Consider the following 25239-nt stretch of genomic DNA (forward strand, 5'->3'; position numbering starts at 1 on the left):
GAATAATATTTTGTACATGCCCATCATATAATGAGAACAGACTGAATAAAGGTGGTGCGTGGTATGAAGATGAAGGGCCGTACTTTAGCAGTGCTTTTAGTCATAACAATGATGTTAAGCAGTTTTTTGACCATCGTGGTTGCTCGTAATAACTCGACCTTTGGCGCACTGGTCGGATTAGAATCCACAGCGATTGGGCAAGGAAAGCAAATCCCAAAAGATATGGATAAACTGATTGCCGCTTATAATACCATCCTTAATTCCTATGTGGAAAAAAAGGATGGAAAAGAATTAGTAGATGGAGCTATACGCGGAATGGTAGATACATTAGGAGATCCTCATTCCACCTATATGAATGCAGAGGAAGCCAAAGAATTCTATAGTACGTTGGACTCCTCCTTTGAAGGGATAGGCGCAGAAGTCACAATGGAAAATGGTAAAGTGACCATTATTGCCCCCATTAAGGGCAGTCCATCAGAAAAAGCTGGTTTACGCCCTCGAGATCAAATCTTAAAAGTGAATGGTGAATCGCTAGAAGGATTAAGTCTTTTTGAGGCTGTAAACAAAATTAGAGGTCCCAAAGGGAGTAAAGCGGAATTAGAGATTTTAAGACAAGGAATGGATAAACCGATTACGATAACCGTGATTCGTGATGAGATTCCTATTGAAACCGTTCAAGGAAGTACGATTCAAACAGCAAAAGGCTTGATAGGGAAAATTGAAATTTCCAATTTTGCAGAGAAAACAGCTGATGATTTTGCAAAAACGTTAAAGGAATTAGAGAGCCAAAACATCAAAGGGCTAATTGTAGATGTACGTGGAAACCCAGGAGGGTATTTGCAGAGTGTCTTAGAGATTGGTAACCTTGTAGTTCCAAACCATGGTATTATTGTTCAAATCGAAGATCGGAATAAGAAACGACAAACTTATCGCTCCGAAATGGAATCAGCAAAATATCCTATTGTGGTCCTGATTAATAAAGGAAGTGCCAGTGCATCTGAGATATTAGCAGCTGCATTGCAAGAAGCGGGACATTACCCTGTCGTTGGTGAGAACAGTTTTGGTAAAGGTACGGTTCAGAATCCATTTGATCTTCCAGATGGAAGTAATATGAAATTAACCGTTGCAAAATGGCTTACACCAAAGGGATATTGGATTAATGGGAAAGGAATTCAACCTGATGTAAAAATATCTCAACCTGAGTATTTCCACACTACACCGTTTCCTGAAAATGTTCTTCTTAAACTAGATATGAATAATAATGATGTGAAAAATCTACAATTAATCCTTGAAGGGATCGGCTATAGGCCTGGAAGAAAGGATGGTTACTTTGATGAAGGGACAGAAAAAGCAGTGATCGCTTTTCAACGGGCAAATGGGTTAAAAGCTACCGGGATTGTGGATCAACAAACGGCTAATCAATTACAAGATAAAATTATTGAGCGAATCAAAGATCCTGAAAATGATTTGCAATTAAAGGCAGCGATTGAGACTTTATTAAAATTGATCAAATAAGAAGGAATCATCTGGGAAATGTCGAATGTAAAACCACAAAACGTTTTGTTTTGTGGTTTTTGTATTTAAAGGAGGAAACGGCGAATGGCCATTCTACAACAGATGTTAACTCAAATCGGTTTATTATTTCTCCAACCGTTATTTTATATTGGTATATTCCTGCTTGTATTACAATATAGGAGACAAATTCAGTTGGAACGGAAATTATTTAGTGCCCGTATTCATTCCCTTTCTCAAGAAGTAATCCTTTCTCTTAGTTATGGTTTTATAGGCGGAATGATTGCTTCTTTATTAATGGTTGGTTTAGGTGTGGTATTTCAGCCAACGGGGATGTGGCTTCTTTGGCTGATTACTGGAATCTTAGCCCTTTTTCATATACGTTTTCTCTGTTTATCTTATTCTGTTGGGATCTTAGGTCTCATGGTTTCACTGATACAGATATTCCCAGTTCCTCAGGCATCAGTTTTTGACCCAATTTTAAATGTTCTAAAAGATATTCATGTACCCTCCCTTATTGCGATCGTAGCCATTTTACATTTGGTAGAGGGGATCCTGATTCGACTTCAAGCAGGGAAACAAGCAACCCCACTATTTGTTGAAACCAAACGAGGGAAATTAGTGGGTGGATATCATATCCAATCCTTTTGGCTTGCCCCGTTATTTCTTCTAGTAGCAACAGGAGATGCTACGATGAATTCGCTTCAGTTTGGATCATGGTGGCCAATCTTTGGGGCAGCAACTACGTTTTCGCTGTTTCCTGTTCCTGTTCTCATTGGCTATTCTGAATTGACAATTGTTTATTCTTCCTATGAGAAAAGTAAGATCGCAGCAAAGCACCTCATCATTTATAGCATGTTGTTACTCGCTATGGCTTTTCTAGCTGAACAATGGATGCCGTTTCAATTCATTGCTGCGATTTTTGCGGGACTTGCACACGAAGGAATTCATTTGTGGGGAAAACGTAAAGAAAGAGTTTTGCCACCAATATACGTTCATCCAAAAGATGGTTTGAAGATATTAGCAGTACTTCCAAACAGTCCTGCAGATCGAATGGGGATTAAAGCTGGTGAAGTGATTAAAAAGGTAAATGGTATGCAGGTTGCTACCCGAACAGAGTTGTATGATGCACTTCAATTACAGCCTGCTTTTACGAAATTGGAGATCATCAATGAAGCAGGCCACATTAAGTTGGTACAACATTCTCTATATGCAGGGGACCATCACCAGTTAGGAATTTTACTTGCACCTGATGATCAAGCCCCTTATTACATCGAGGTAAAAGATACGAATCTATTGCAATTATTGAAACAAAAAGTAATAAAAGTTTCCCGAAGCGCTTAAACATAAAAATATGATTGATCTAGGCTACCAGATAACATTTATCATTTAGGGGGTTTGTATATTCCATAAGCTGCGACTTTCAGAAGTGCCCTTCTCGCCTTTATCTTTATTCATAGAAGGGCACGGATAACGGAGCGCGATGGAATATACAAACCTTTTTTTAACGTATGAAAATAGATATAGAACATAAAAAGCAAGCAACAAGATTTGAAAATGGTTGACAAAAAGCCTATAATGAATAAAGAACATTTGTTCTTGAATAGGTAAAAGAACATAACTTCTAATGATAAAATACTGGTCAAAAGCTAATTTTTACTATAAATATGTTATAATTATCTTTTAGTATGTACTAAGAGTTCGAGTTTTGAACGATTTGCTTTGCTAAATTGTTACGAAAGGGGAGATTGGTTGTGGAACAGATCTTCCAATTAGTATCCGATTTTCAACCACAAGGAGATCAACCTAAAGCGATTGAAGCTTTAGTTCAAGGGATAAAAGCGAATAAAAAACATCAAATACTATTAGGAGCAACAGGTACAGGGAAAACCTTTACCATGGCCAACGTCATTGCTAAAGTGAATAAACCAACATTGGTTATCGCTCATAATAAAACCTTAGCTGCACAATTGGCCAGTGAGTTCAAACAATTCTTTCCTCATAATGCAGTAGAATATTTTGTAAGCTATTATGATTATTATCAACCAGAAGCTTATGTTCCACAAACAGATACTTATATTGAAAAAGATGCGAAGATTAACGATGAAATCGATAAATTGCGTCACTCAGCAACCAGTGCTTTATTTGAACGGAGAGATGTGATTATTGTTGCTAGTGTTTCTAGTATCTATGGTTTAGGTTCGCCAGAAGAATACCGCAATCTTGTTCTTTCCTTGCGAGTTGGCATGGAAAAAGACATGAAAGAAATCCTGCGCAAGCTGGTAGATATTCAATATCAACGAAATGATCTGAATTTCGTCCGTGGTACATTTCGGGTTCGAGGAGATGTTTTGGAAATTTTCCCTGTATCTCGAGGAGAGCAAGCGGTTCGGATCGAGTTTTTTGGCGATGAAATTGAACGAATTCGTGAAATCGATGTTTTAACAGGGGAAATTATTGGGGATCGGGAACATGTGGCCATTTTCCCTGCTTCCCACTTTGTCACACGTGAAGAAAAGATGAGAAGGGCAATTAAAAATATTGAGGCAGAATTAGAAGAACGGTTAAAGGAGCTAAAAGAACAAGGAAAATTATTAGAAGCTCAACGATTAGAACAACGCACCAGATATGATATTGAAATGATGCAGGAAGTAGGATTTTGTTCTGGGATTGAAAATTATTCTCGCCATCTTGAGGGAAGACCTGCTGGTTCCACCCCTTATACATTGTTAGATTATTTCCCAGATGATTTTCTCATGATTATCGATGAATCCCATGTTACCATCCCACAGATTCGAGGAATGTATAACGGAGACAGGGCACGAAAAGAAATATTAGTAGAGCATGGTTTCCGCCTGCCATCCGCATTAGATAACCGACCACTAACGTTTGAAGAGTTTGAAAAGCATATTCATCAAATTATTTACGTTTCGGCAACACCTGGACCTTATGAATTAGAACAATCCCCTGAAGTGGTGGAACAGATTATCCGGCCAACAGGATTATTGGACCCTGAAATCGAAGTAAGACCTATTAAAGGACAAATCGATGATTTAATAGGAGAAATCCAAGAACGGATTAAACGAGAGGAACGGGTATTAGTCACTACATTAACAAAAAAAATGGCAGAAGACTTAACCGACTACCTAGAAGAAATTGGAATTAAGGTTCGTTATCTTCATTCGGATATCAAAACATTAGAAAGAATGCAAATTATTCGCGATTTACGTTTAGGTGAATTTGACGTTTTAATCGGAATTAACCTTTTGCGTGAGGGATTAGACATTCCCGAAGTTTCCCTTGTTGCCATCTTAGATGCGGATAAAGAAGGCTTCTTGCGCTCAGAACGATCATTAATTCAAACGATTGGCCGAGCGGCAAGGAATGCCAATGGAAAAGTGATTATGTATGCGGACAAAATGACGGATTCAATGAAAATCGCCATCGATGAAACCAATCGTCGTCGCAGGATCCAAATGGCATATAATCAGGAACATGGCATCATTCCAAAAACGATTAAGAAAAAAATCAGCGATGTGATTGAAGCTGTAAAAGTAGCCGAAGATCAAGCTGAATACGGTAAAAAGAAAAAGCTCACGAAAAAAGAGCGGGCACAAATGATCGAACGCATCGAAAAGGAAATGCATGCCGCTGCAAAAGCATTGGATTTCGAACAAGCAGCAAAATTGCGTGATCTCTTATTTGAATTGAAGGCGGAAGGAGCTTAAAAATGGCAAAAGAATCGATTGAAATTAAAGGAGCGAGAGTTCATAACCTGAAAAATATCGATGTATCTATACCACGAGATAAATTCGTTGTCTTAACAGGACTAAGCGGTTCAGGGAAGTCCTCTTTAGCTTTTGATACGATTTATGCAGAAGGGCAGCGCCGTTATGTAGAATCTCTTTCAGCCTATGCAAGGCAATTCTTAGGTCAGATGGATAAACCAGATGTAGATTCCATTGAAGGTCTATCTCCAGCGATCTCTATTGATCAAAAAACAACAAGCCGCAATCCCCGTTCAACCGTGGGAACGGTTACTGAAATCTATGACTATTTGCGCTTGTTATTTGCGCGAATTGGCAAACCCCATTGTCCTGAACATGGTGTCGAAATCTCTGCCCAAACCATCGATCAGATGGTAGATCGGATTTTAACTTATCCAGAACGAACGAAAATCCAAATCTTAGCCCCGATTGTCAAGGGACGTAAAGGGGAACATGTGAAAACATTAGACTATATAAAAAAAGAAGGATTTGTTCGCGTTCGGATCGACGGAGAAATCTATGATCTTGGAGAAGAAATCAAACTAGAAAAAAACAAAAAACATACCATCGAAGTAGTGGTCGATCGTATTATTCTTAAATCTGATATTGAAACAAGGTTAGCCGATTCCCTTGAAACGGCCTTACAATTGGCAGATGGGCAAGTATTGGTCGATATCATTGGCCAAGAAGAGTTATTATTTAGCCAAAAATTGGCTTGTCCTATTTGCGGTTTTAGCATCGATGAGCTTTCACCAAGAATGTTTTCCTTTAATAGTCCATATGGAGCTTGTCCTACTTGTGATGGCCTAGGAAGTAAGATGGAAGTGGATCCCGATCTTGTTATCCCCGATCCCAAACGGACCTTAGCCGAAGGGGCAATTGAACCTTGGGCGGGAAGTAGTTCTAATTATTACCCTCAACTCCTAGAGGCGATCTGCGACCATATTGGTATTGATATGGAAACTCCTGTGGAACAACTCACAAAAGAGCAGTTAAACCTCATCCTTTATGGAAGTGAAGGGGAAAAGATTCGGTTTCATTATACAAATGATTTTGGCCAAGTAAAGGAAGCTTTCATCCCTTTTGAAGGAGTCATCCCTAACCTTGAACGAAGATACAAAGAGACTGTTTCTGACCATGTTCGTGATCATATCGAGCAATATATGAGCCATAAAGCTTGTCCCACTTGTAAAGGAACACGCCTCAAAAAAGAGGTGTTAGCGGTAACCGTTGGCGGTAAAAACATTGCTTATGTAACCGATCTATCGATTAAAGAGGCGATTCTTTTTTTTGAAAAACTAGAGTTAACGGAAAAAGAAAAAACGATTGCTTCTTTAGTATTGAAGGAGATTAAATCCCGCCTTTCCTTTTTAGCAAATGTGGGACTTGATTACCTCACATTAAGCCGTTCTGCTGGCACCCTTTCTGGTGGAGAGGCACAGCGGATTCGTTTAGCTACGCAAATCGGATCTAGTTTAATGGGGGTACTATATATCCTTGATGAACCAAGTATCGGCTTGCATCAGCGGGATAACGACCGACTGATTAAAACTTTAGAACGAATGAGGGATCTAGGGAACACCTTGATTGTTGTCGAACATGATGAAGACACGATGTTAGCTGCTGATTATATTATTGATATTGGCCCAGGCGCAGGGATTCACGGAGGTTATGTCACGGCACAAGGTACACCAGAAGAAATTATGCAAAATGATCAATCGTTAACTGGGCAATATTTAAGTGGGAAAAAGTTTATTCCTGTTCCAAGAGAAAGAAGAAAACCAAATGGGAAATGGTTAAAAGTTGTGGGGGCAAAAGAAAACAATCTAAAAAATATTACAGTAGATATTCCCTTAGGAGTGTTTATCAGTGTAACCGGTGTTTCAGGTTCTGGCAAAAGTACATTGGTAAATGAAATTCTCTACAAAGCATTAGCAAAAGAATTAAACCACGCAAAAGTAAAACCTGGGCAATACAAAAAAGTTGAAGGATTGGAGCATCTGGATAAAGTGATTGCGATCGACCAATCACCCATCGGTCGAACCCCTCGTTCCAATCCAGCAACTTATACTGGGGTGTTTGATGACATTCGTGAGGTATTTGCTTCAACACAAGAAGCAAAGGTAAGAGGTTACAAGAAAGGGCGTTTTAGTTTTAATGTGAAAGGCGGGCGTTGTGAAGCTTGTCGAGGCGATGGGATTATTAAAATCGAGATGCATTTTCTGCCGGATGTTTATGTACCATGTGAAGTATGTAAAGGAAAACGGTATAATCGGGAAACATTAGAGGTGAAATATAAGGGGAAAACCATTGCTGATGTTCTTGATATGACGGTCGAAGATGCATTAGAATTCTTCAAAAACATTCCTCGGATTCAAAGAAAATTACAAACTCTTTATGATGTTGGTTTAGGGTATATTCAATTAGGACAACCCGCCACCACGTTATCCGGTGGAGAAGCACAACGGGTAAAACTAGCATCTGAGCTTTACCGTCGCAGTAATGGAAGAACTTTATACATTCTTGACGAACCAACGACAGGTCTTCATATGGATGATGTAGCAAGATTGCTTAAGGTGCTTCATCGGTTGGTCGATAATGGCGACACTGTTCTTGTGATTGAGCATAATCTTGATGTGATTAAAACCGCTGATTATATTATCGATTTAGGTCCTGAAGGCGGAGATGGTGGAGGAACGGTTGTTGCAACGGGTACCCCAGAAGAAATTGTAAATGTTCCTGAGTCATACACTGGTATATATCTGAAACGGATTTTAGAACGAGATCGCAAACGTTCAGAACAAAAAATAGAAGTATCCTTGAATAAATAAGGATGATGTATATTAGATATATAATGTATTGTTAGAAAGGGTGAAAACCGAATGAAAAAGTTGCGAAGATCGAAGCGGAATCGGATGATTGGGGGAGTCATGGGCGGAATCGCAGAATATTTTAACATTGATGTAACTATTGTCCGTTTAATTTATGCTTTATTAATCATCCCCACAGGGCTATTTCCTCTAATCTTCGCTTACATTATTGCTTTATTTATCATACCTGAAGAACAAAAAGGGGATATCATATGAGAGTTTTAGTCCGTCAATATTTACTCATTATTCTTCTTTTCTTATCTACGATTTTTGTCATCATATTTGGTAACATCTATTTCGATCAAAGGAATAAAAACCAAGCCATAGTAGCAAATATTGGGCAAAAAACAAAGGTAGATCAAGAACAAAATAAAGATGATGCTCCTAATGAAGGGGATTTAAAATCGGATGTGGCAAATGATACAATTCTTAATGATTTAGTGAAAGAATCACAACGATACGGTTCTGCGCGTATTTCTTTATTGGGAAGCAGTATCCCGCAAAAGTCATCTCTTCCAAAAGAGAAAACCTGGATTTCTCTATTACAATCTGACTTAAAATCGAATGTTAAAGATTTAGGACAACTTAGTTATATAGTGAATGATTATGGATCTCTTACGACAACAGAGATTTTAAAGCAGGATTTGGCAGAAGTGATAAAACAACAAGTTCCCACAATCATTCTCTTTGAAATGGCCATATTTAATGATTATCGACAAAATATCCCTATTGAGCTAACACTAGCAAATCTTGAAAAGATCATGAATCAATTTGCAGAAAAAGCGCCCAATGCCAAGGTTGTATTCCTTTCTCCAAACCGTACTACGGAAATGGGGAGTAACTTATTAGGTTTAAAACCGAAAGATTATTTAGAACGGTCAAAAGAATTTATTCAAGCGAAAGGTTGGAATTTTATTGATATTTATGAAGGATTTGAAAAGCAAAGGTTAAATGAGGGACGGGCTTTATCTCAAGTTCTTTTAAAAGATGGGCGTAGTCCCAATGTAATGGGCAACCAATATATTTTTCATACAGTCAAAGAGTATCTTATGAAACAAGGAGAACAGGGAACATGGCAATTCTAGTAACAGGTGGAGCAGGATACATAGGAAGTCATACGGTATTATTATTACAACATAAAGGAGAAGAAGTGATAATTCTAGATAATTTGCAAAAAGGACATAAAGATGCCATTTTAAGTGAACATTTTTATCATGGGGATATCCGTGATAGCGAACTATTAGATCAGATTTTCACCGAACACTCGATAAATGCGGTGATTCATTTTGCTGCAAATTCCTTAGTCGGTGAAAGCGTAGCAAAACCCCTTGATTATTATGAGAATAATGTACTTGGTACATATCATCTTGTTAGGAAAATGGTGGAATATGGGGTAATGAAAATGGTTTTCTCTTCTACTGCTGCTACCTATGGTGAACCACAAAACATTCCTATCCAAGAAGACGATCCTACCTTACCAACAAATCCTTATGGAGAAACCAAATTAGCAATTGAAAGGATGCTGAAGTGGTCAGATCAAGCATATGGGCTGAAATATGTAATCCTTCGTTATTTTAATGCGGCAGGTGCAGATCCTGAAGGAAGAATAGGGGAAGATCATACTCCAGAAACTCATCTTATCCCTATTATTCTTCAAGTTGCTTTAGGGAGAAGGGAGAACGTATCCATCTTTGGTGACGATTATCCCACTCCAGATGGCAGCGCGATTCGTGATTATATTCACGTGATGGATTTAGCTGAAGCACATTACCTTGCCTTACAAAAATTAAACAATACCAATGAAAGTGGAATCTATAATCTTGGGAATGGGAAGGGATTCTCAGTCAAAGAGGTGATTGAGGTCTGCAGAAAGGTAACTGGGCATCCGATTCCTGCAGTGGTTGCACCACGGAGAGCAGGAGATCCGGCGATCTTGATCGCTTCTTCGGAAAAAGCGAGAAAAGAACTAGGCTGGAAACCTCAATATCCAACATTAGAAGACATTATCCAAGATGCATGGAATTGGCACAGATTTCATCCCAATGGGTTTGAAAAATAGGAATAAAGAATAACATATCCAATAAAAGAGGGAGATCGTTTTGAAAATAGGTGTAATAGGTTTAGGAGACATTGCAGAAAAAGCATATCTTCCTAATTATAAGCACGATCAAAGGGATTGACATTGTATTTGATTTTAATTGATAATGTGATATTAAAATATTATAGTAAAAATACAAGTGGTACGTACTAAAAATATATTAAATAAAATTATATCAAGATTTTAAATTACACTGAAATTTAGAGAATAGATAAAATGGCGCCTTTGCTTTTTAATCGATTTTATCTAAACTATTAAAGTTTAGAGGATGATCAATATATGAGGAGAATTGATTTAGTTTATAAAAAACTTAGCGAATTAGCAAAGGATAAAGGAATTACAGCAAAAGATATAGCTGATTCATTAGGACTTAGCCGCGCAAATGTTAGTAGTGACCTAAATCAGCTATGGAAAGAAGGAAAAATAGAAAAGACAAAAAGTCGACCTGTATTATTTCATCTAAAAGAATCTAAAAGAAATAAACATGATACAACGTTAGATAAATTTGTAAGTATAAATAAAAGCCTCACTACTGCAGTAGAGCAAGCAAAGGCCGCAATACTTTATCCACCTAAAGGAATGCACAGCTTAATTTTAGGAGAAACAGGTGTAGGAAAAACAATGTTCGCAGGTTTAATGCATACCTACGCGATTGAGATAGGGAAATTAAAAAAAGATGCTCCTTTTGTTACATTTAATTGTGCAGATTATGCAAATAATCCACAATTATTGATTAGCCAATTATTTGGTGTAAAAAAGGGGGCTTATACTGGTGCGGATTCTGATCGAATAGGACTTATTGAAAAAGCGAATGATGGAATTCTTTTTTTAGATGAAGTTCATCGACTTCCTGCTGAAGGACAAGAGATGTTCTTTACTTTTATGGATAAAGGAATTTATCGTAGGTTGGGCGAAACTGATGTTGAAAGAGCCGCAAATGTACTTATTATTTCTGCAACCACAGAAAGTCCTGAATCAACATTATTGAAAACGTTTACCAGGAGAATACCAATGATCATTAATCTTTCTCCCTTAAGGGAGAGGAGTTTAGAGGAAAGATTAAATTTAATAACTAGTTTTTTTAGAGAAGAGTCATTTCGATTGGGACAGGACATCAAAGTTTCAACTAATTCGCTACGAGCCTTTTTAAGTTATCATTGTCCTAATAACATTGGCCAATTAAAGACAGATATTCAATTAGCTTGTGCAAAAGCCTATGCAGATTTTGTTTCAAAGAAAAAGGAAAGTATTAAAATTAACAGTACTGATTTACCTAACTATGTTAAGGAAGGACTTTTAATTGCCAAAAAAAATCGTCACATAATTGATAAGTTGATTGGATTGGATAACAAGTATTATTTGTTTGATCCAAATCACGAAAATTTTTCTGTAGAAACTGAAAAGTATACTGAAAACATTTATGAAATGATTGATTCAAAAATTCATGAACTAAGACAGCGAGGAATTGATGAAAAAGAGTTAGATATGATTATGGAAAATGATATTGAAAATTTCTTTGCTAAGTATATTTTAGGAGTAAAAGAAAAGATTGAACAAAAGGATATCAGCAATGTCATTGATTCTAATATCATACATTTAGTTGAACAAATAGTGGAATATGCCGAAAAAAAACTAAACAAGGGCTTAAGTCAAAAGGTATTTTTAGGGCTGGCATTTCACATTCAATCTTCTATAGAAAGGATTAGAAGAGGAAAAAAAATAATAAATCCACAGTTAAATAAGGTAAGAATTAAATATAAAAATGAATTTAATTTAGCTTTAGAATGTGTGAAGATGATTGAAGAAACACTTCAAATTGACTTACCTATAGATGAAGTAGGTTTTCTTACAATGTTTTTTGTTTTAGATGAAAAAGATGTAGAAGAAACGAAACAATCTGTTGGAATTGCTGTGATAACTCATGGAAATGGAATTTCAAAAGGGATGGTTGAAGTTGCCCATCGACTTCTAGGGACAAAATATGCAACTAGTATCGATATGCCTCTTGATCAAAATCCACAGGTGGTATTAGAACAATTAAAGAAACAGATTAAAGATGAAAATAGAAAGGCAGGATATCTATTTTTAGTTGATATGGGTTCTCTTCTTGCGTTTGGAGATATGGTAGAAGAGGATACTGGAGTTCCAATAAAAGTCGTACCTTTTGTAAGTACATTACATGTAGTAGAAGCTGTGCGTAAAGCTATGTTAGGATATTCTTTAGAAAAAATATATAAAGATGTAATAAATATTACACAGTTTGATATTTTAAATTCTCAAGAAATACGTAATAATAACTCCTTATCAAAATTGGCCATTATTACGGCTTGTTTAACAGGGGAAGGTAGTGCCTTAATGATAAAAAACATTCTCCAAAGTCATTTGAAATTTGACAAACAATTACTTGAAATAATCCCTATTAATATAGTTGGGAAAGAAGATATTAAACTGAGAATTAAAAAACTAAAATCCCAGAAAAATATACTTTGTGTGATCAGTAATTTCAATATTGATGACAATATACCTGAATTTTCCATAGAAGAGGTTTTAAATTTAAAAGCCATTAATTCAATTCAACATTTAATAGACATTGAACAAGCATTTAGCAAAATGGGGGAGACACTTAAATATCATATGAAATATGTTAATGGCGATACCGTGCTTCCTAACATTCGCAAGACTATAGTAGAAATTGAAAACAACTTGGGTTTAAAAGTTAATCGAGACAATTTAATTGGGATAGCACTTCACATGAGCGTAATGGTTGACCGATTAAAGTCTGAAGAAACAATCGTCGAATATAAGGATAGTCAGAAATATATTACCAATCATCAACATCTATATGTTGTAGTGAAAAATGCTTTGAAATCATTAGAACAAATTTATGATATTGAAATACCTGATGATGAAATATGTTATATTATGAATTTTTTTGATGTGAAAAAGGTTCAAGAGGGTGTTGACTATTATGTATAAGAGCAAGCACTACAAAATAGTGTTTGCTTTTTTTATTTTTGCATATGTTTGGGCGAAACACAAGTATCATTGAATAAAACACTAGATTTAAAAAATATATTTTTTAATATTTTCCGAAAAAAATGATAATAACTATCAAGTGTTTTGTTGAAAACGCATTCATTGTGTTAGTGTTTTGGCATAATCCTTGCAAATATTATAGAACTAAAAAAATAAGGGAGGAATGATGTATGAAAATATTGTTATGTTGTGCAGCAGGAATGTCTACAAGTCTGTTAGTCCAAAAGATGCAACAGGAGGCCAATAATCAAGGTATAGATGCAGAAATTTGGGCTGTATCAGTTGATGAAGTGAAAAATCATCTTGATCGAGCTGATGTATTGCTTTTAGGACCGCAAATTCGCTATAAACTCACTCAATTTAAGAAGGATGGTGAAACAAAAGGAATCCCTGTTGAAATGATTAATCCAACTGATTACGGAATGGTAAATGGTAAGAAAGTCTTAGAGTTTGCCTTGAGTTTGAAAAAATAGGGAGGGAAGTATATGGAAAAATTTATTAAATTCCTAGAAGAGCATGTGATGCCTATTGCAGGGAAAATTGCTGAACAAAGACACCTGCAAGCGATAAGAGATGGTATTATTCTAGCGATGCCTTTATTAATTATTGGGTCTGTTTTTCTAGTTCTAGGCTTTTTGCCTATACCTGGTTATAACGAATTTATGGCAAGAACTTTTGGTGAACAGTGGTTAACGAAGTTATTATATCCTGTGGGAGCGACTTTTGACCTTATGGCATTATTTGTAAGTTTCGGGGTTGCTTATCGTTTGGCTGAAAAATATAAAGTAGATGCTCTATCTGCAGGTGCCATATCCGTAGCCGCATTTTTGTTAGCTACACCTTTTAATGTTATGTTTACACCACCAGGATCTAAAGAGGTTTTTACAGTTGGAGGAGCTATTCCACAAGCTTTGATGGGAAGCAAGGGTATGTTCGTTGCGATGATTTTAGCGATTTTGTCTACTGAAATTTATCGGAAAATCATTCAAAAGAATATTGTTATTAAAATGCCAGATGGTGTTCCACCTGCTGTTGCAAAATCATTTATTGCTTTAATTCCTGCATTTGCAGTTATTACTGTGGTTTGGCTATTACGCTTAATTATCGAACAAACATCATTCCAAAGCATTCATAACATTATTAGTGATATATTAGCTGCACCTTTAAATTCCTTAGGTGGTAGTTTAGGTGGAGCATTAATTGCAGTAATGTTGGTCCAATTATTATGGTCAACTGGTTTGCACGGTGCAGCAATTGTTGGAGGAGTGATGGGCCCAATTTGGTTATCACTTATGGATCAAAATCGTCTTGCTTATCAAGCCAATCCAGATGCTTTACTTCCAAATGTGATTACGCAACAATTCTTTGACTTATGGATCTATGTAGGTGGTTCAGGTGCGACCTTATCTCTCGTTCTGATTATGATCTTGAAAGCGAGAAGTAAGCAAATGAAAAGTTTAGGAAAATTAGCTATTGGTGCAGGTATCTTTAATATTAATGAGCCGATCACTTTTGGTATGCCTATTGTGATGAATCCAATTTTAATAATCCCATTTATTTTAACGCCAATCACCCTTGTCCTTGTTTCTTATTTTGCGATGAAAACAGGACTAGTTGCCAGACCAAGTGGAATTGCAGTGCCATGGACGACTCCTGTTATCATTAGTGGTTATTTAGCAACGGGTGGGAAAATTTCCGGTAGTATACTTCAATTAGTTAATATGGTTGTGGCTTTTATTATCTACTATCCATTCTTCCGTATATGGGATAAACAAAAACTAGAAGAAGAAAATGATTATGCCAAGATGGAATTGGCTACTAGTAAAAATGCAGTAGCAGCAGGTGATAACTAAGATATCCCAAACTTCAAACATAGGGGATGATGAAAATCAAACTTATAGTAAATGCAGATGATTTTGGATATTCTAAGGGAGTTAATTTAGGAATTATTGAAGCGTTTAAACATGGGATTGTTCGTTCAACTTCTATGATGACAAACATGCCAGGAACTGAACATGCAATTTCTTTAATGAAAGAGAATCCAGATCTTGGAGTGGGAATCCATCTTGTCTTAACAACAGGAAAACCAGTGGCTGAAAATGTTCCATCATTAGTAAACGATAGTGGATATTTTCATTCCCTTAGAGATTTAGATAAGTACGTAAAAATAGAAGACGTAGAAAAGGAATTTACTTATCAACTTGAAAAGTTTTTATCATTTGGTTTTAAACCAACACACATCGATAGTCATCACCATGTCCATACCCACGAAGCAATTTTACCCATTGTCATAAAGTTAGCTGAAAAATACCAGCTTCCTGTACGCAAATTTACTCAGGATCCTCTTCAAGAGGAAAAATACAAGCAAATTAAAACAACAGATCATTTTATTTATCAATTTTATGGAGATAACCTTACATTAGAAATAATTGAACATTTATTAGAATTACAGTATACAGGAGAAACCGTAGAATTGATGTGTCATCCAGCCTATCTAGATCATGATTTGTTAAAAGGAAGTTCTTATAATGTACAGCGGGTAAATGAACTGAATATATTAACCCATCCAAAAACTCTGGAAGTTATTAACAAACACCATATTGAACTTATCAATTATAAACATATTTAAACGAATAAAGAATTTGGAAGGAAGTATAAAAAATGGATAATGTGGAGGCAGTGTTTCAGTTAATCCTTTTTGGAGGAAATGCAAGAAGTTCAGCAATGGAAGCGATCATGCATGCCAAAGCTGGTGACATCACAGCTGCTAGAAAATCACTAGACGAAGCTTCTAAAGAATTAAGTAATGCACATCAGATTCAAACCAATTTAATTCACCAAGAAGCAGCTGGGGAAAAAAAAGAAATAAGCTTACTTATGATTCATGCTCAAGACCATTTAATGAATGCGATAACAATTAAAGATTTAGCAAGTGAATTTGTTGATTTATATGAATCTATTTTTAAAAACAGGAGGTTAGGAATATGAAGAAAGATGGAATTAAGGTAGTAACGATTGGTGGAGGTTCTAGTTATACTCCTGAGTTAGTAGAAGGTTTTATAAAGCGCTATCATGAACTTCCAGTTAGAGAATTATGGCTAGTAGATATACCGGAAGGGGAAGAAAAACTAAAAATTGTTGGTGAATTAGCTAAAAGAATGGTGAAAAAAGCAGGAATTCCTATGGAGATCCACCTAACTCTAGATAGAAGAGAAGCCCTTAAAGGTGCAGATTTCGTTACGACTCAACTTCGTGTAGGATTGTTAGATGCTAGAATTAAGGATGAGAAGATTCCACTAAAATATGGTGTGATTGGTCAAGAAACCAATGGACCTGGAGGATTGTTTAAAGCACTGCGAACCATACCTGTCATTTTAGATATTGCAAAAGATATGGCAGAGCTTTGCCCAGACGCATGGTTAATCAACTTTACAAATCCTGCAGGAATGGTTACTGAGGCTTTATTACGTTACGGTGCTATCAAAAAAGTGATTGGGTTATGTAATGTTCCAGTTGGGATGCATATGGGTGTAGCAAAGATGTTAGGAGTACAGAGCCAACGTGTACGGATTGATTTTGCTGGTCTAAACCATATGGTATTTGGGCTTAATGTTTATCTTGATGGTGAGAAGATAACGGATAAATTGATCGAGTTAATGACTGGTGGAACTCCTTCAGGAATTACTCCAGCAAATATTCCTGATTTGGAATGGGAAAAAGATTTTATAAAGGCGTTAGGTATCTTACCATGTCCTTACCATCGTTATTATTATCAAACTAGCAAGATGCTAGAACAAGAATTGGAATCTTTCCAAAAAGAAGGAACACGTGCTGAAGTAGTTAAGAAAATAGAAGAAGAATTATTTGAACTTTACAAAGACCCTAATTTAGATATTAAACCTCCTCAATTGGAAAAACGGGGAGGAGCATATTACAGTGATGCTGCGTGTAACTTAATTAGTTCCATCTATAATGATAAAGGCGATATACAACCAGTAAATACAAGAAATAATGGGGCAATTGCAAGTATACCTGATGAATCAGCAGTAGAAATCAGCTGTGTCATTACAAAAGAAGGTCCTAAACCTATTGCTATTGGGGATTTACCTATACCTGTAAGGGGTTTAGTACAACAAATAAAATCATTTGAACGTGTTACAGTAGAAGCTGCAGTCACAGGAGATTATCATAAAGCATTATTAGCTATGACGATTAATCCATTAGTTCCTTCTGACACTATTGCAAAACAAATTCTTGATGAAATGTTAGAAGCTCATAAGGAATATTTACCTCAATTTTTTAAACCAAAATCAGATAATCAATAAACGGAGTTGCGCATGCCATCTACCGCTTTATATTAAATTAGCGATTAGAATAAAGACGATTAAAAATTTTTTGGGAGAGTGAAATGATGCTTACAAAAAAAGTGATCGTAACAAATGAGACAGGTTTACATGCTAGACCTGCATCCAAGTTAGTTAAAGAGACGAGTAAGTATCAAAGTGAGATCAAGATTGCAAAAAATGATAAGGAAGCAAATGGGAAAAGTTTAATGAGTGTATTAGCCTTAGGGGTTACAAAAGGAGAAGTAGTTGAATTAAAGGTATCAGGACCTGATGAAGTAAATGCCTTAAATGGTCTAGTCGCTTTATTTGAGCAAAATTTTGGGGAGTAGATGGTTTGTTTGTAAATAATGGGGCATTAATCATTAACATTAGTGCCCTTTTTTTGTCTTTACTTTCAATTATTATGCTAAAATAAATAAAGTGAAATTTCAGATCAGAAAGGAAATCCAAGATGAACTACAAACTTGTTGCAATCGATCTAGACGACACATTGCTAGCTGATGATTTGACGATATCGTCACAAACGATTGAAGCGATTCGCGAAGCCGTCGATAAAGGAGTAATGGTGACTTTAGCAACAGGGCGGATGTTCCAATCCGCTAAAAAATATGCAAAAGCCATTGAATTAGACGTTCCCATTATCACTTATCATGGAGCATATATTAAGAATGTTTTAAGTGGTGAGCTCCTTTTTCAAAGATTGGTTCCCTATGAGTTATCGATCGATGTTATAAAAGATTTAAAAGAGAAGAATAAACACATTCAAATCTATCTCGATGATCAACTTTATGTGGAAGAAGAGGATCGGTATATTCGAGACTATGCAAAAGCATCAGATGTATCCTATCATGTGGTTGATGATTTGCTTCAACAAATGGATGAATCACAAACTGAGCCCATCAAAATCCTAATTATCGATGATCCTGCTAACATTCAAACATTAGAGAAAGAATATCAATACCGATATGGAAATCAACTTCATGTTACAATTTCCAAACCATACTTTTTGGAAATTACCCATCCTGAAGCGACAAAAGGAAATGCGATTCGCTTTCTTGCTAAGCAAAAAGGGATTACGATGGAGCAAGTGATAGCGATTGGCGATAGTTATAATGATCGAGATATGATTGAATTAGCAGGTTTAGGTGTTGCCATGGGAAATGCTCGCCCTGAGGTAAAAGCGATTGCTGACTATGTGACCAAAACGAATAATGATCATGGGGTATGGGAAGTGTTTCAAAAATTCGTCCTTGCTTAATTGGGTGCTAGGAGAGATTTGGATTGAAAAAGGGAATGGAACTGATTCGCGTCAAAAAAGGAATGGAAAAAGAACAGCAACGAGATACGAATACAATACTCCTCTTAGAAACAGAAGAAGAGAGAATCTATTTAAAAGTTGCAGATCAAAAACAAACCCTAACAATCGAAGAATTGCAACAAATCGCTTCCTCCATTCGCGATTTTTTGGTAAATACCAAGTCGATCGAAGAAAAACTAAAAGACTGGTTGACGGAAATTCTAACCAATGAAAAGGCCATAGAAAGGATGCAAATCCCAAATTGGGTCAAGGAAGCAAAAGGATGGCATAACGGTTGGTTTCCCGTGTTGTTTCTTAAAAAGGAACAAGGTTGGGAAGAAAAGTCATTCATTGATATTATTCAGTCCTATATACCTGGTACATTATTACCGATTCCAATCTCTCAACGTAGTTTACTGGTCTTGGTCTCTAACGAGAAACTACGACTTGATCAAAAGGACGAAGTAGATGAGTTTGCCTTTGGACTGTATGAAATGTTACAAAATGAGTGGCATGAAGAAGTGAAAATCGGAATTCATAAACCTGCAACAAGTATCGAGAAACTTTTAAATCATAGTGTTCAATTGATTCAAGATATGTCTTGGATAACATGGTTCTATGTTGATGTGAAAATCTTCTCCCCTTGGAATCATTTTTTCGAAAGGATGATCGCGAAAATACCTAGTGAGGAGTTGAAATCTCTTATTCCGAAGCAATGGATGTTGACGTTAGATCCAGAAATAGAAGAGACGATTCGGGTTTTCTTGGAAGAAAATCTGAACATGAGCGAAACGGCAAGAAGGCTTTATATTCATCGCAATACCTTGCAATATCGTATTGATAAGGTCAAACAACTGACTGGTTTAGATGTGAAACGATTTCATGATGCCATGACTTTTAAATGGCTATCCCTCTTGAAAAAGCGTTTTGAGCAAATTGAACAGAATCGCTAATAATTTTTTGTAAGAAATGCGAATGGAAAACGTTTTCATCAAAAGGTAGACTAGAAACAAGAAATAAATGATTCTATGTTCTTACGATGGAGGGATAAGTTATGGCAAGTGTAACATTGAAACATGTGTACAAACGTTACGGCAACCATGAAGTAGTCAAAGATATTAATCTTGAAATCAAAGATAAAGAGTTCCTCGTATTAGTTGGTCCATCGGGTTGCGGGAAATCAACCACATTGCGGATGATAGCGGGTCTTGAAGAAATTTCTGAAGGTGATCTGTATATTGGTGATGAGAGAGTCAATGACAAAGCACCAAAAGATCGAGACATTGCAATGGTATTCCAAAACTATGCTTTATATCCACACATGACCGTTTATGACAATATGGCATTCGGTCTGAAATTAAGGAAGTTCCCCAAAAAAGAAATTGATAAACGAGTTCATGAAGCTGCCAAAATCCTAGATATCGAGCATCTCCTTGACCGGAAACCAAAAGCTCTTTCTGGCGGACAAAGACAAAGGGTTGCTTTAGGGCGCGCCATTGTTCGTGAACCAAAAGTATTCTTAATGGACGAACCATTATCAAACCTCGATGCTAAACTACGTGTACAAATGAGAACTGAGATTAGTAAATTGCATAAACGTCTAGAGACAACGGTCATCTATGTTACTCACGACCAAACGGAAGCAATGACCATGGGAGATCGAATTGTAGTTATGAAAGATGGCGTGATTCAACAAGTCGACACACCAACAGATATCTATAACCATCCAAAAAATATGTTTGTTGCCGGATTTATCGGTTCTCCATCTATGAATTTTATTCCTGGAAAATTGCTAGCCAGTGACAATTCTGTCGTATTTCAAACAGAGGGGGCACAATTTGTCATCCCTGAAGGAAAAGCCAAAACTTTACGGGAAAAAGGGTATGTAGGAAAAGAGGTCATATTAGGAATTCGTCCAGAAGATATTCATGATGAATTAATCTTCTTAGAGTCTTCGCCAAACAGTCAGTTTAGTGCGGTAGTTGAAGTTGCAGAACATATGGGTGCGGAAATGTACCTCTACCTATCGGGAATCGGAAAAGATTCGGTTACAGCAAGAGTCAATGCCCGTTCCCAAATCAAAGCAGGTACGAATGTGAAGTTGGCTTTTGATATGAATAAGATTCACATCTTCGATAAGGATACAGAAGAAAGTGTAATCTGATGAAAATTCTATTTCTTTACTTTCAATTGCAAAAATTTTATAATAATGAAAAAAACAAACAGCGACTGATGTACATCAGTCGCTGTTCTGCTAATTTAGATTTCATATCATCTCCTAATGGAGGGAATATTGTGATTAAGCCACTAAAAGTAAAAGATTTAAAAGATGCTTTTGATTTAGAGTTAGTCTGCGAGCTTGCTGATCTTGACCGAAAAATCACGGTGAGTGACTTAAGCCGGCCGGGTCTAGAAATGGCGGGTTTTTTTACCTATTATCCTTATGAACGAGTACAAATATTAGGAAAGACAGAATTAACCTTTCTTGAAGGATTATCTTCAACAGTACGGAAAGAAAGAATGGAAAAATTATGCCATGATGAGACACCATCGATTATTATCGCTCGTAATCTTCCTGCACCAAAAGAATTGATCGATGTTGCTTGTGAGAAGAGAATTCCCCTTCTCAGAACATCGATGAATACCACACGTTTTATCAGTAAACTCACCAACTATCTTGAAGCTCAATTGGCTCCAACCATTACCATTCACGGTGTGTTAGTCGATGTATATGGTGTCGGCATCTTAATCATGGGTTCAAGTGGAATCGGTAAAAGTGAAACGGCATTAGAACTGGTCAAGCGCGGTCATCGTTTAGTTGCTGATGATGCGGTGGAAATTCGTCAAACGGCAGAAAATGAATTGATCGGTACAGCACCAGAAGTGATTCGTCACCTCTTAGAAATCCGTGGTTTAGGAATTATTAATGTCATGACTCTTTTTGGAGCTGGTGCTGTCCGTATTCATAAGAAAATTACCCTTGCCATTAAATTGGAAATGTGGGATAAGGATAAAGATTATGAACGTTTGGGCCTCGATGAAAAAACGATAAAGATTATCGATACCGAAATTCCTGAAATTACAATCCCCGTCCGTCCTGGACGTAATCTTGCTGTCATTGTTGAGGTTGCTGCGATGAACTATCGGCTAAAAAGAATGGGACATCACGCAGCAAAAGAATTCACAGAACGTCTGTCTGAATTGATGGACGAGGAGCATTAGAAAGGAGAAAATAAAAATGGCTACAGGTTATATGGATCCCATTGCGTTTCAACTTGGACCACTACAGGTTCATTGGTATGGAATCATCCTAGGATCGGCAGCGATTGTTGGTTTGTTATTAGCATTGTGGGAAACAAAACGAATTGGCTTTGATTCGGATCTTTTGATGGATCTTTTGATTTATGCTGTTCCTGCCGCGATTATTGGAGCAAGAGCCTATTATGTCCTTTTCCAATGGGATTACTATTCAAAGCATCCCTCGGAAATCATTGCCATTTGGCATGGGGGATTAGCGATTCACGGTGCGCTAATCGGATCGGTGTTAACAGGGTATCTCTTTGCGAAGAAGAAAGGTATTTCCTTTTGGAAACTGGCTGATCTATTAGCACCCAGTATTTTACTCGGTCAGGCGATTGGTCGCTGGGGGAATTTTATGAATCAAGAGGCCCATGGTGGCCCAGTTTCTCTTGAATTTTTGCAAAAGCTGCACCTGCCACAATTTATCATTAACCAGATGAATATTAATGGAGTATATTATCATCCCACCTTTTTATATGAATCTCTTTGGGATTTCATTGGCGTCTTTTTGTTGTTATGGTTACGAAAAAAGAATCCAATTCGCGGAATGGTTTTCCTCAGCTATTTTATTTGGTATTCCATTGGACGTTTTTATATCGAAGGATTGCGAACCGACAGCTTGGCATTTAATGGACCAAGGTGGCTTGCAGACTTGATGAATGCATTGTGGTCGCCGATGAGAATCTTATTCGAACCAGGTTATATGGAATATGGAAACATTAGAATTGCTCAGTTGATTGGTGTGGTTCTCATTTTAACTGCGCTGATTCTGATGTGGTACCGGAAATATAAAGTAGATCATCCTCTTCATTATGAAGATTAAAAAGGCTTGTATGTTCTATATGCTGCGAGGGATCGGAGCGTTAGAACATACAAGCCAATTCTAGATTTGAGAGGCAGAGAGAATGATGACGAAAGAAACATGGAAAAAGGGAATTATGTCAGGTGTAAAAACGACATGGGTTTTAGGGAAGGTAATTTTTCCTATCACCTTTATCGTAACGATCCTTAATTTTACACCTGTCATTTACTGGGTCGTTCGGATCTTTTATCCACTAATGAAATGGATAGGACTTCCTGGAGAAGCAGCGATTCCTTTGGCGTTAGGCTATTTATTGAATCTTTATGCAGCAATTGGGGCGATTTTATCCCTTCATTTGACCGTAAAACATGTCTTTATCCTTGCCATGATGTTAAGTTTTGCACATAATTTACTCGTGGAAACAGCGGTTGCGAAAAAAATCGGTGTTCATGTGATGGTGCCAATAGGAATTCGCATTGGATTGTCTTTTCTGGCTGCCTTCTTGATCCATCTTTTTTGGAATGGAGGGGGAGAGGCAGCTCAATATGGTTTGGTCGCCAGTTCGACACAAAATCCTGAAACATGGACGGAAATTGTACTGTTCGCAATTGAAAAGGCCTTGCTTGGTATTTGGCAGATTATCATCATTGTGTTTCCCTTAATGCTTGGTATTCAGATTCTAAAAGATTTACATGTGATTGAAACTATTTCCAAATGGTTAGAACCCTTAACGAGAATCTTAGGGCTCTCTTCAGGAAAAACCTCTGTTCCACTGCTTGCGGGATTGATTTTTGGATTAGCATATGGGGCTGGGGTGATCATCGAGAGTGCAAAAGAAGAGAATTTTTCAAAAAAAGATTTATATTTACTATCGATTTTTTTAGTTGCCAGCCACGCCGTTATTGAAGATACGTTAATTTTTGTTCCTTTAGGGATTAATGTGCTTTATCTTTTATTGATTCGTGTGAGTGTGGCCTTTTTGATGACGATATTAACAGCAAAGGTGTGGCAGCGAATTATCATTCATACTGATTTTGTGATGAAGGGAGAAGCAAAGTGAAATATAAGACACTATTGTTCGATTTAGATGGAACGATTCTGAATACGAATGAATTGATTTTAAATTCGTTTTTATATACACTGGAGAAATTTTTTCCAGGCAAATACAATCGCGAGATGATTATTCCTCATATGGGCAAACCATTATATGAACAAATGGAGATTTTTGGTGGTAAAGAGCTTGCACAGAAGATGGTTGAAGTTTACCGTGAACATAATCTACGTACCCATGATGAGTATGTAAGGGAATTCCCTCATGTGAAAGAAGTGCTGGAAACATTAAAACAGGAAGGGGCTACCCTAGGTATTGTTACAACGAAAATGTTAAAGACAACGATGATGGGGCTTAAGCGTTTTGGCTTGGATACATTGATAAGTACGATTGTCTCTTATGAAGATACAGAGTTTCATAAACCTGCCCCTGAACCCGTGTTATTAGCAATGGAACGTCTTGATGCCGATCCAGAAACGACGTTAATGGTAGGAGACTCCCAATATGATATTCAAGCTGCGAAAAGCGCGGGTATAACTGCGATTGGTGTAGCGTGGAGCTTAAAAGGACCAGAATTCCTAAAACAATTTCATCCAGATTATATTATTGAGGATATGCGTGATTTAATTCCCATTGTAAGAGGAATCAAGGAAGATGAGGAAAACAAAGAGATATCCAGTGCAAGGAAGTAATTCCCTTTGGCAAGTGTATGATACAGTAAGCTTTTGGAAGGTCATTAAAAGTTTTATCATCATTACGATTGGTCGTTTTACCCCTTGGTTGTCTGTGAAAAATTGGTTGTATCGGACGTTTCTTCATATGGAAATAGGGGAAAAAACTGCGATTGCCTTAATGGTGATGATGGATACGATGTTTCCAGAAAAAATCCATATTGGGGAGAATACGATTATTGGCTATAATACCACGATTTTAGCCCATGAATATCTGATCGACGAATATCGGCTTGGTGATGTGTATATTGGTTCTAATGTAATGATTGGTGCCAATTCGCTCATTTTACCTGGCGTGACGATCGGGGATCATGCCGTTGTTGGTGCTGGGTCTGTAGTGACCCAAGATGTTCCCCCGTATGCGTTTGTGGCAGGAAACCCGGCTAAGTTGATTCGGATGGTAAATAAATAGCATTTAGGGGTTTGTAT

General features: G+C 36.9%; 22 protein-coding genes. All 22 read left to right on the forward strand.

Annotated elements, in window-relative coordinates; translation table 11 throughout:
• Nucleotides 1-63: 63 nt before the first annotated feature.
• Complete coding sequence (locus tag ACMW72_RS04550; protein ID WP_418367648.1) at nt 64-1515, forward strand: S41 family peptidase; 1452 nt, start codon at nt 64-66, stop codon at nt 1513-1515.
• 84 nt (nt 1516-1599) lie between these two features.
• Nucleotides 1600-2856, forward strand: a complete 1257-nt coding sequence (locus tag ACMW72_RS04555; RefSeq protein WP_418367649.1) for a PDZ domain-containing protein — start codon at nt 1600-1602, stop codon at nt 2854-2856.
• Nucleotides 2857-3266: 410 nt separating this feature from the next.
• Nucleotides 3267-5240, forward strand: coding sequence for an excinuclease ABC subunit UvrB (gene uvrB / locus ACMW72_RS04560; protein WP_418367650.1), 1974 nt, complete (start codon nt 3267-3269; stop codon nt 5238-5240).
• 2 nt (nt 5241-5242) lie between these two features.
• Nucleotides 5243-8110 carry an excinuclease ABC subunit UvrA gene (uvrA, locus tag ACMW72_RS04565; RefSeq protein WP_418367651.1) on the forward strand — a complete coding sequence of 956 codons (2868 nt, stop codon included), beginning with the start codon at nt 5243-5245 and terminating at the stop codon, nt 8108-8110.
• A gap of 51 nt (nt 8111-8161) precedes the next feature.
• Nucleotides 8162-8365, forward strand: a complete 204-nt coding sequence (locus ACMW72_RS04570) for a PspC domain-containing protein (RefSeq protein WP_418367652.1) — start codon at nt 8162-8164, stop codon at nt 8363-8365.
• On the forward strand, nt 8362-9234 hold the full coding sequence (locus ACMW72_RS04575) for an SGNH/GDSL hydrolase family protein (RefSeq protein WP_418367653.1): 873 nt from the start codon (nt 8362-8364) through the stop codon (nt 9232-9234). The genes ACMW72_RS04570 and ACMW72_RS04575 overlap by 4 nt, the downstream gene beginning before the upstream one ends.
• On the forward strand, nt 9222-10208 hold the full coding sequence (gene galE / locus ACMW72_RS04580) for a UDP-glucose 4-epimerase GalE (protein ID WP_418367654.1): 987 nt from the start codon (nt 9222-9224) through the stop codon (nt 10206-10208). The genes ACMW72_RS04575 and galE overlap by 13 nt, the downstream gene beginning before the upstream one ends.
• Before the next feature lie 318 nt (nt 10209-10526).
• Nucleotides 10527-13223, forward strand: coding sequence for a sigma 54-interacting transcriptional regulator (locus ACMW72_RS04585; RefSeq protein WP_418367655.1), 2697 nt, complete (start codon nt 10527-10529; stop codon nt 13221-13223).
• 230 nt (nt 13224-13453) lie between these two features.
• Nucleotides 13454-13756 (forward strand): PTS sugar transporter subunit IIB, encoded by a 303-nt coding sequence (locus tag ACMW72_RS04590; protein WP_418367656.1) that lies wholly within the window; start codon nt 13454-13456, stop codon nt 13754-13756.
• A gap of 12 nt (nt 13757-13768) precedes the next feature.
• On the forward strand, nt 13769-15136 hold the full coding sequence (gene celB / locus ACMW72_RS04595; RefSeq protein WP_418367657.1) for a PTS cellobiose transporter subunit IIC: 1368 nt from the start codon (nt 13769-13771) through the stop codon (nt 15134-15136).
• A gap of 35 nt (nt 15137-15171) precedes the next feature.
• Nucleotides 15172-15912 (forward strand): chitin disaccharide deacetylase, encoded by a 741-nt coding sequence (gene chbG, locus ACMW72_RS04600; RefSeq protein WP_418367723.1) that lies wholly within the window; start codon nt 15172-15174, stop codon nt 15910-15912.
• A 32-nt stretch (nt 15913-15944) separates the two neighbouring features.
• Entirely contained in the window at nt 15945-16271 is a 327-nt protein-coding gene (locus ACMW72_RS04605; protein ID WP_418367658.1) for a PTS lactose/cellobiose transporter subunit IIA, read from the forward strand.
• Nucleotides 16268-17608: a 6-phospho-beta-glucosidase gene (locus ACMW72_RS04610; RefSeq protein WP_418367659.1), complete on the forward strand. Its 1341-nt coding sequence runs from the start codon at nt 16268-16270 to the stop codon at nt 17606-17608. The genes ACMW72_RS04605 and ACMW72_RS04610 overlap by 4 nt, the downstream gene beginning before the upstream one ends.
• An 86-nt stretch (nt 17609-17694) precedes the next feature.
• The gene (locus tag ACMW72_RS04615; protein ID WP_418367660.1) at nt 17695-17958 is read left to right on the forward strand and encodes an HPr family phosphocarrier protein; all 264 of its coding nucleotides are present in this window, start codon (nt 17695-17697) and stop codon (nt 17956-17958) included.
• A 122-nt stretch (nt 17959-18080) separates the two neighbouring features.
• Nucleotides 18081-18887, forward strand: coding sequence for a Cof-type HAD-IIB family hydrolase (locus tag ACMW72_RS04620; protein WP_418367661.1), 807 nt, complete (start codon nt 18081-18083; stop codon nt 18885-18887).
• Nucleotides 18888-18910: 23 nt separating this feature from the next.
• A complete protein-coding gene (locus ACMW72_RS04625; RefSeq protein WP_418367662.1) occupies nt 18911-19879 on the forward strand; it encodes a PucR family transcriptional regulator in 969 nt (322 codons plus the stop codon).
• A 101-nt stretch (nt 19880-19980) separates the two neighbouring features.
• Nucleotides 19981-21090 carry an ABC transporter ATP-binding protein gene (locus ACMW72_RS04630; protein ID WP_418367663.1) on the forward strand — a complete coding sequence of 370 codons (1110 nt, stop codon included), beginning with the start codon at nt 19981-19983 and terminating at the stop codon, nt 21088-21090.
• A gap of 134 nt (nt 21091-21224) precedes the next feature.
• Complete coding sequence (hprK, locus tag ACMW72_RS04635) at nt 21225-22148, forward strand: HPr(Ser) kinase/phosphatase (RefSeq protein WP_418367724.1); 924 nt, start codon at nt 21225-21227, stop codon at nt 22146-22148.
• Between the two features lie 16 nt (nt 22149-22164).
• Nucleotides 22165-23049 (forward strand): prolipoprotein diacylglyceryl transferase, encoded by an 885-nt coding sequence (lgt, locus tag ACMW72_RS04640; protein ID WP_418367664.1) that lies wholly within the window; start codon nt 22165-22167, stop codon nt 23047-23049.
• 82 nt (nt 23050-23131) lie between these two features.
• Nucleotides 23132-24088, forward strand: a complete 957-nt coding sequence (locus ACMW72_RS04645; RefSeq protein WP_418367665.1) for a nucleoside recognition domain-containing protein — start codon at nt 23132-23134, stop codon at nt 24086-24088.
• Complete coding sequence (gene ppaX / locus ACMW72_RS04650; protein WP_418367666.1) at nt 24085-24771, forward strand: pyrophosphatase PpaX; 687 nt, start codon at nt 24085-24087, stop codon at nt 24769-24771. Before ACMW72_RS04645 ends, ppaX begins: the two co-directional genes overlap by 4 nt.
• A complete protein-coding gene (locus tag ACMW72_RS04655; RefSeq protein ID WP_418367667.1) occupies nt 24734-25222 on the forward strand; it encodes an acyltransferase in 489 nt (162 codons plus the stop codon). The genes ppaX and ACMW72_RS04655 overlap by 38 nt, the downstream gene beginning before the upstream one ends.
• The last annotated feature ends 17 nt before the right edge of the window (nt 25223-25239 follow it).

This window comes from Tepidibacillus sp. LV47, assembly GCF_048381575.1.
Taxonomy (GTDB): domain Bacteria; phylum Bacillota; class Bacilli; order Tepidibacillales; family Tepidibacillaceae; genus Tepidibacillus.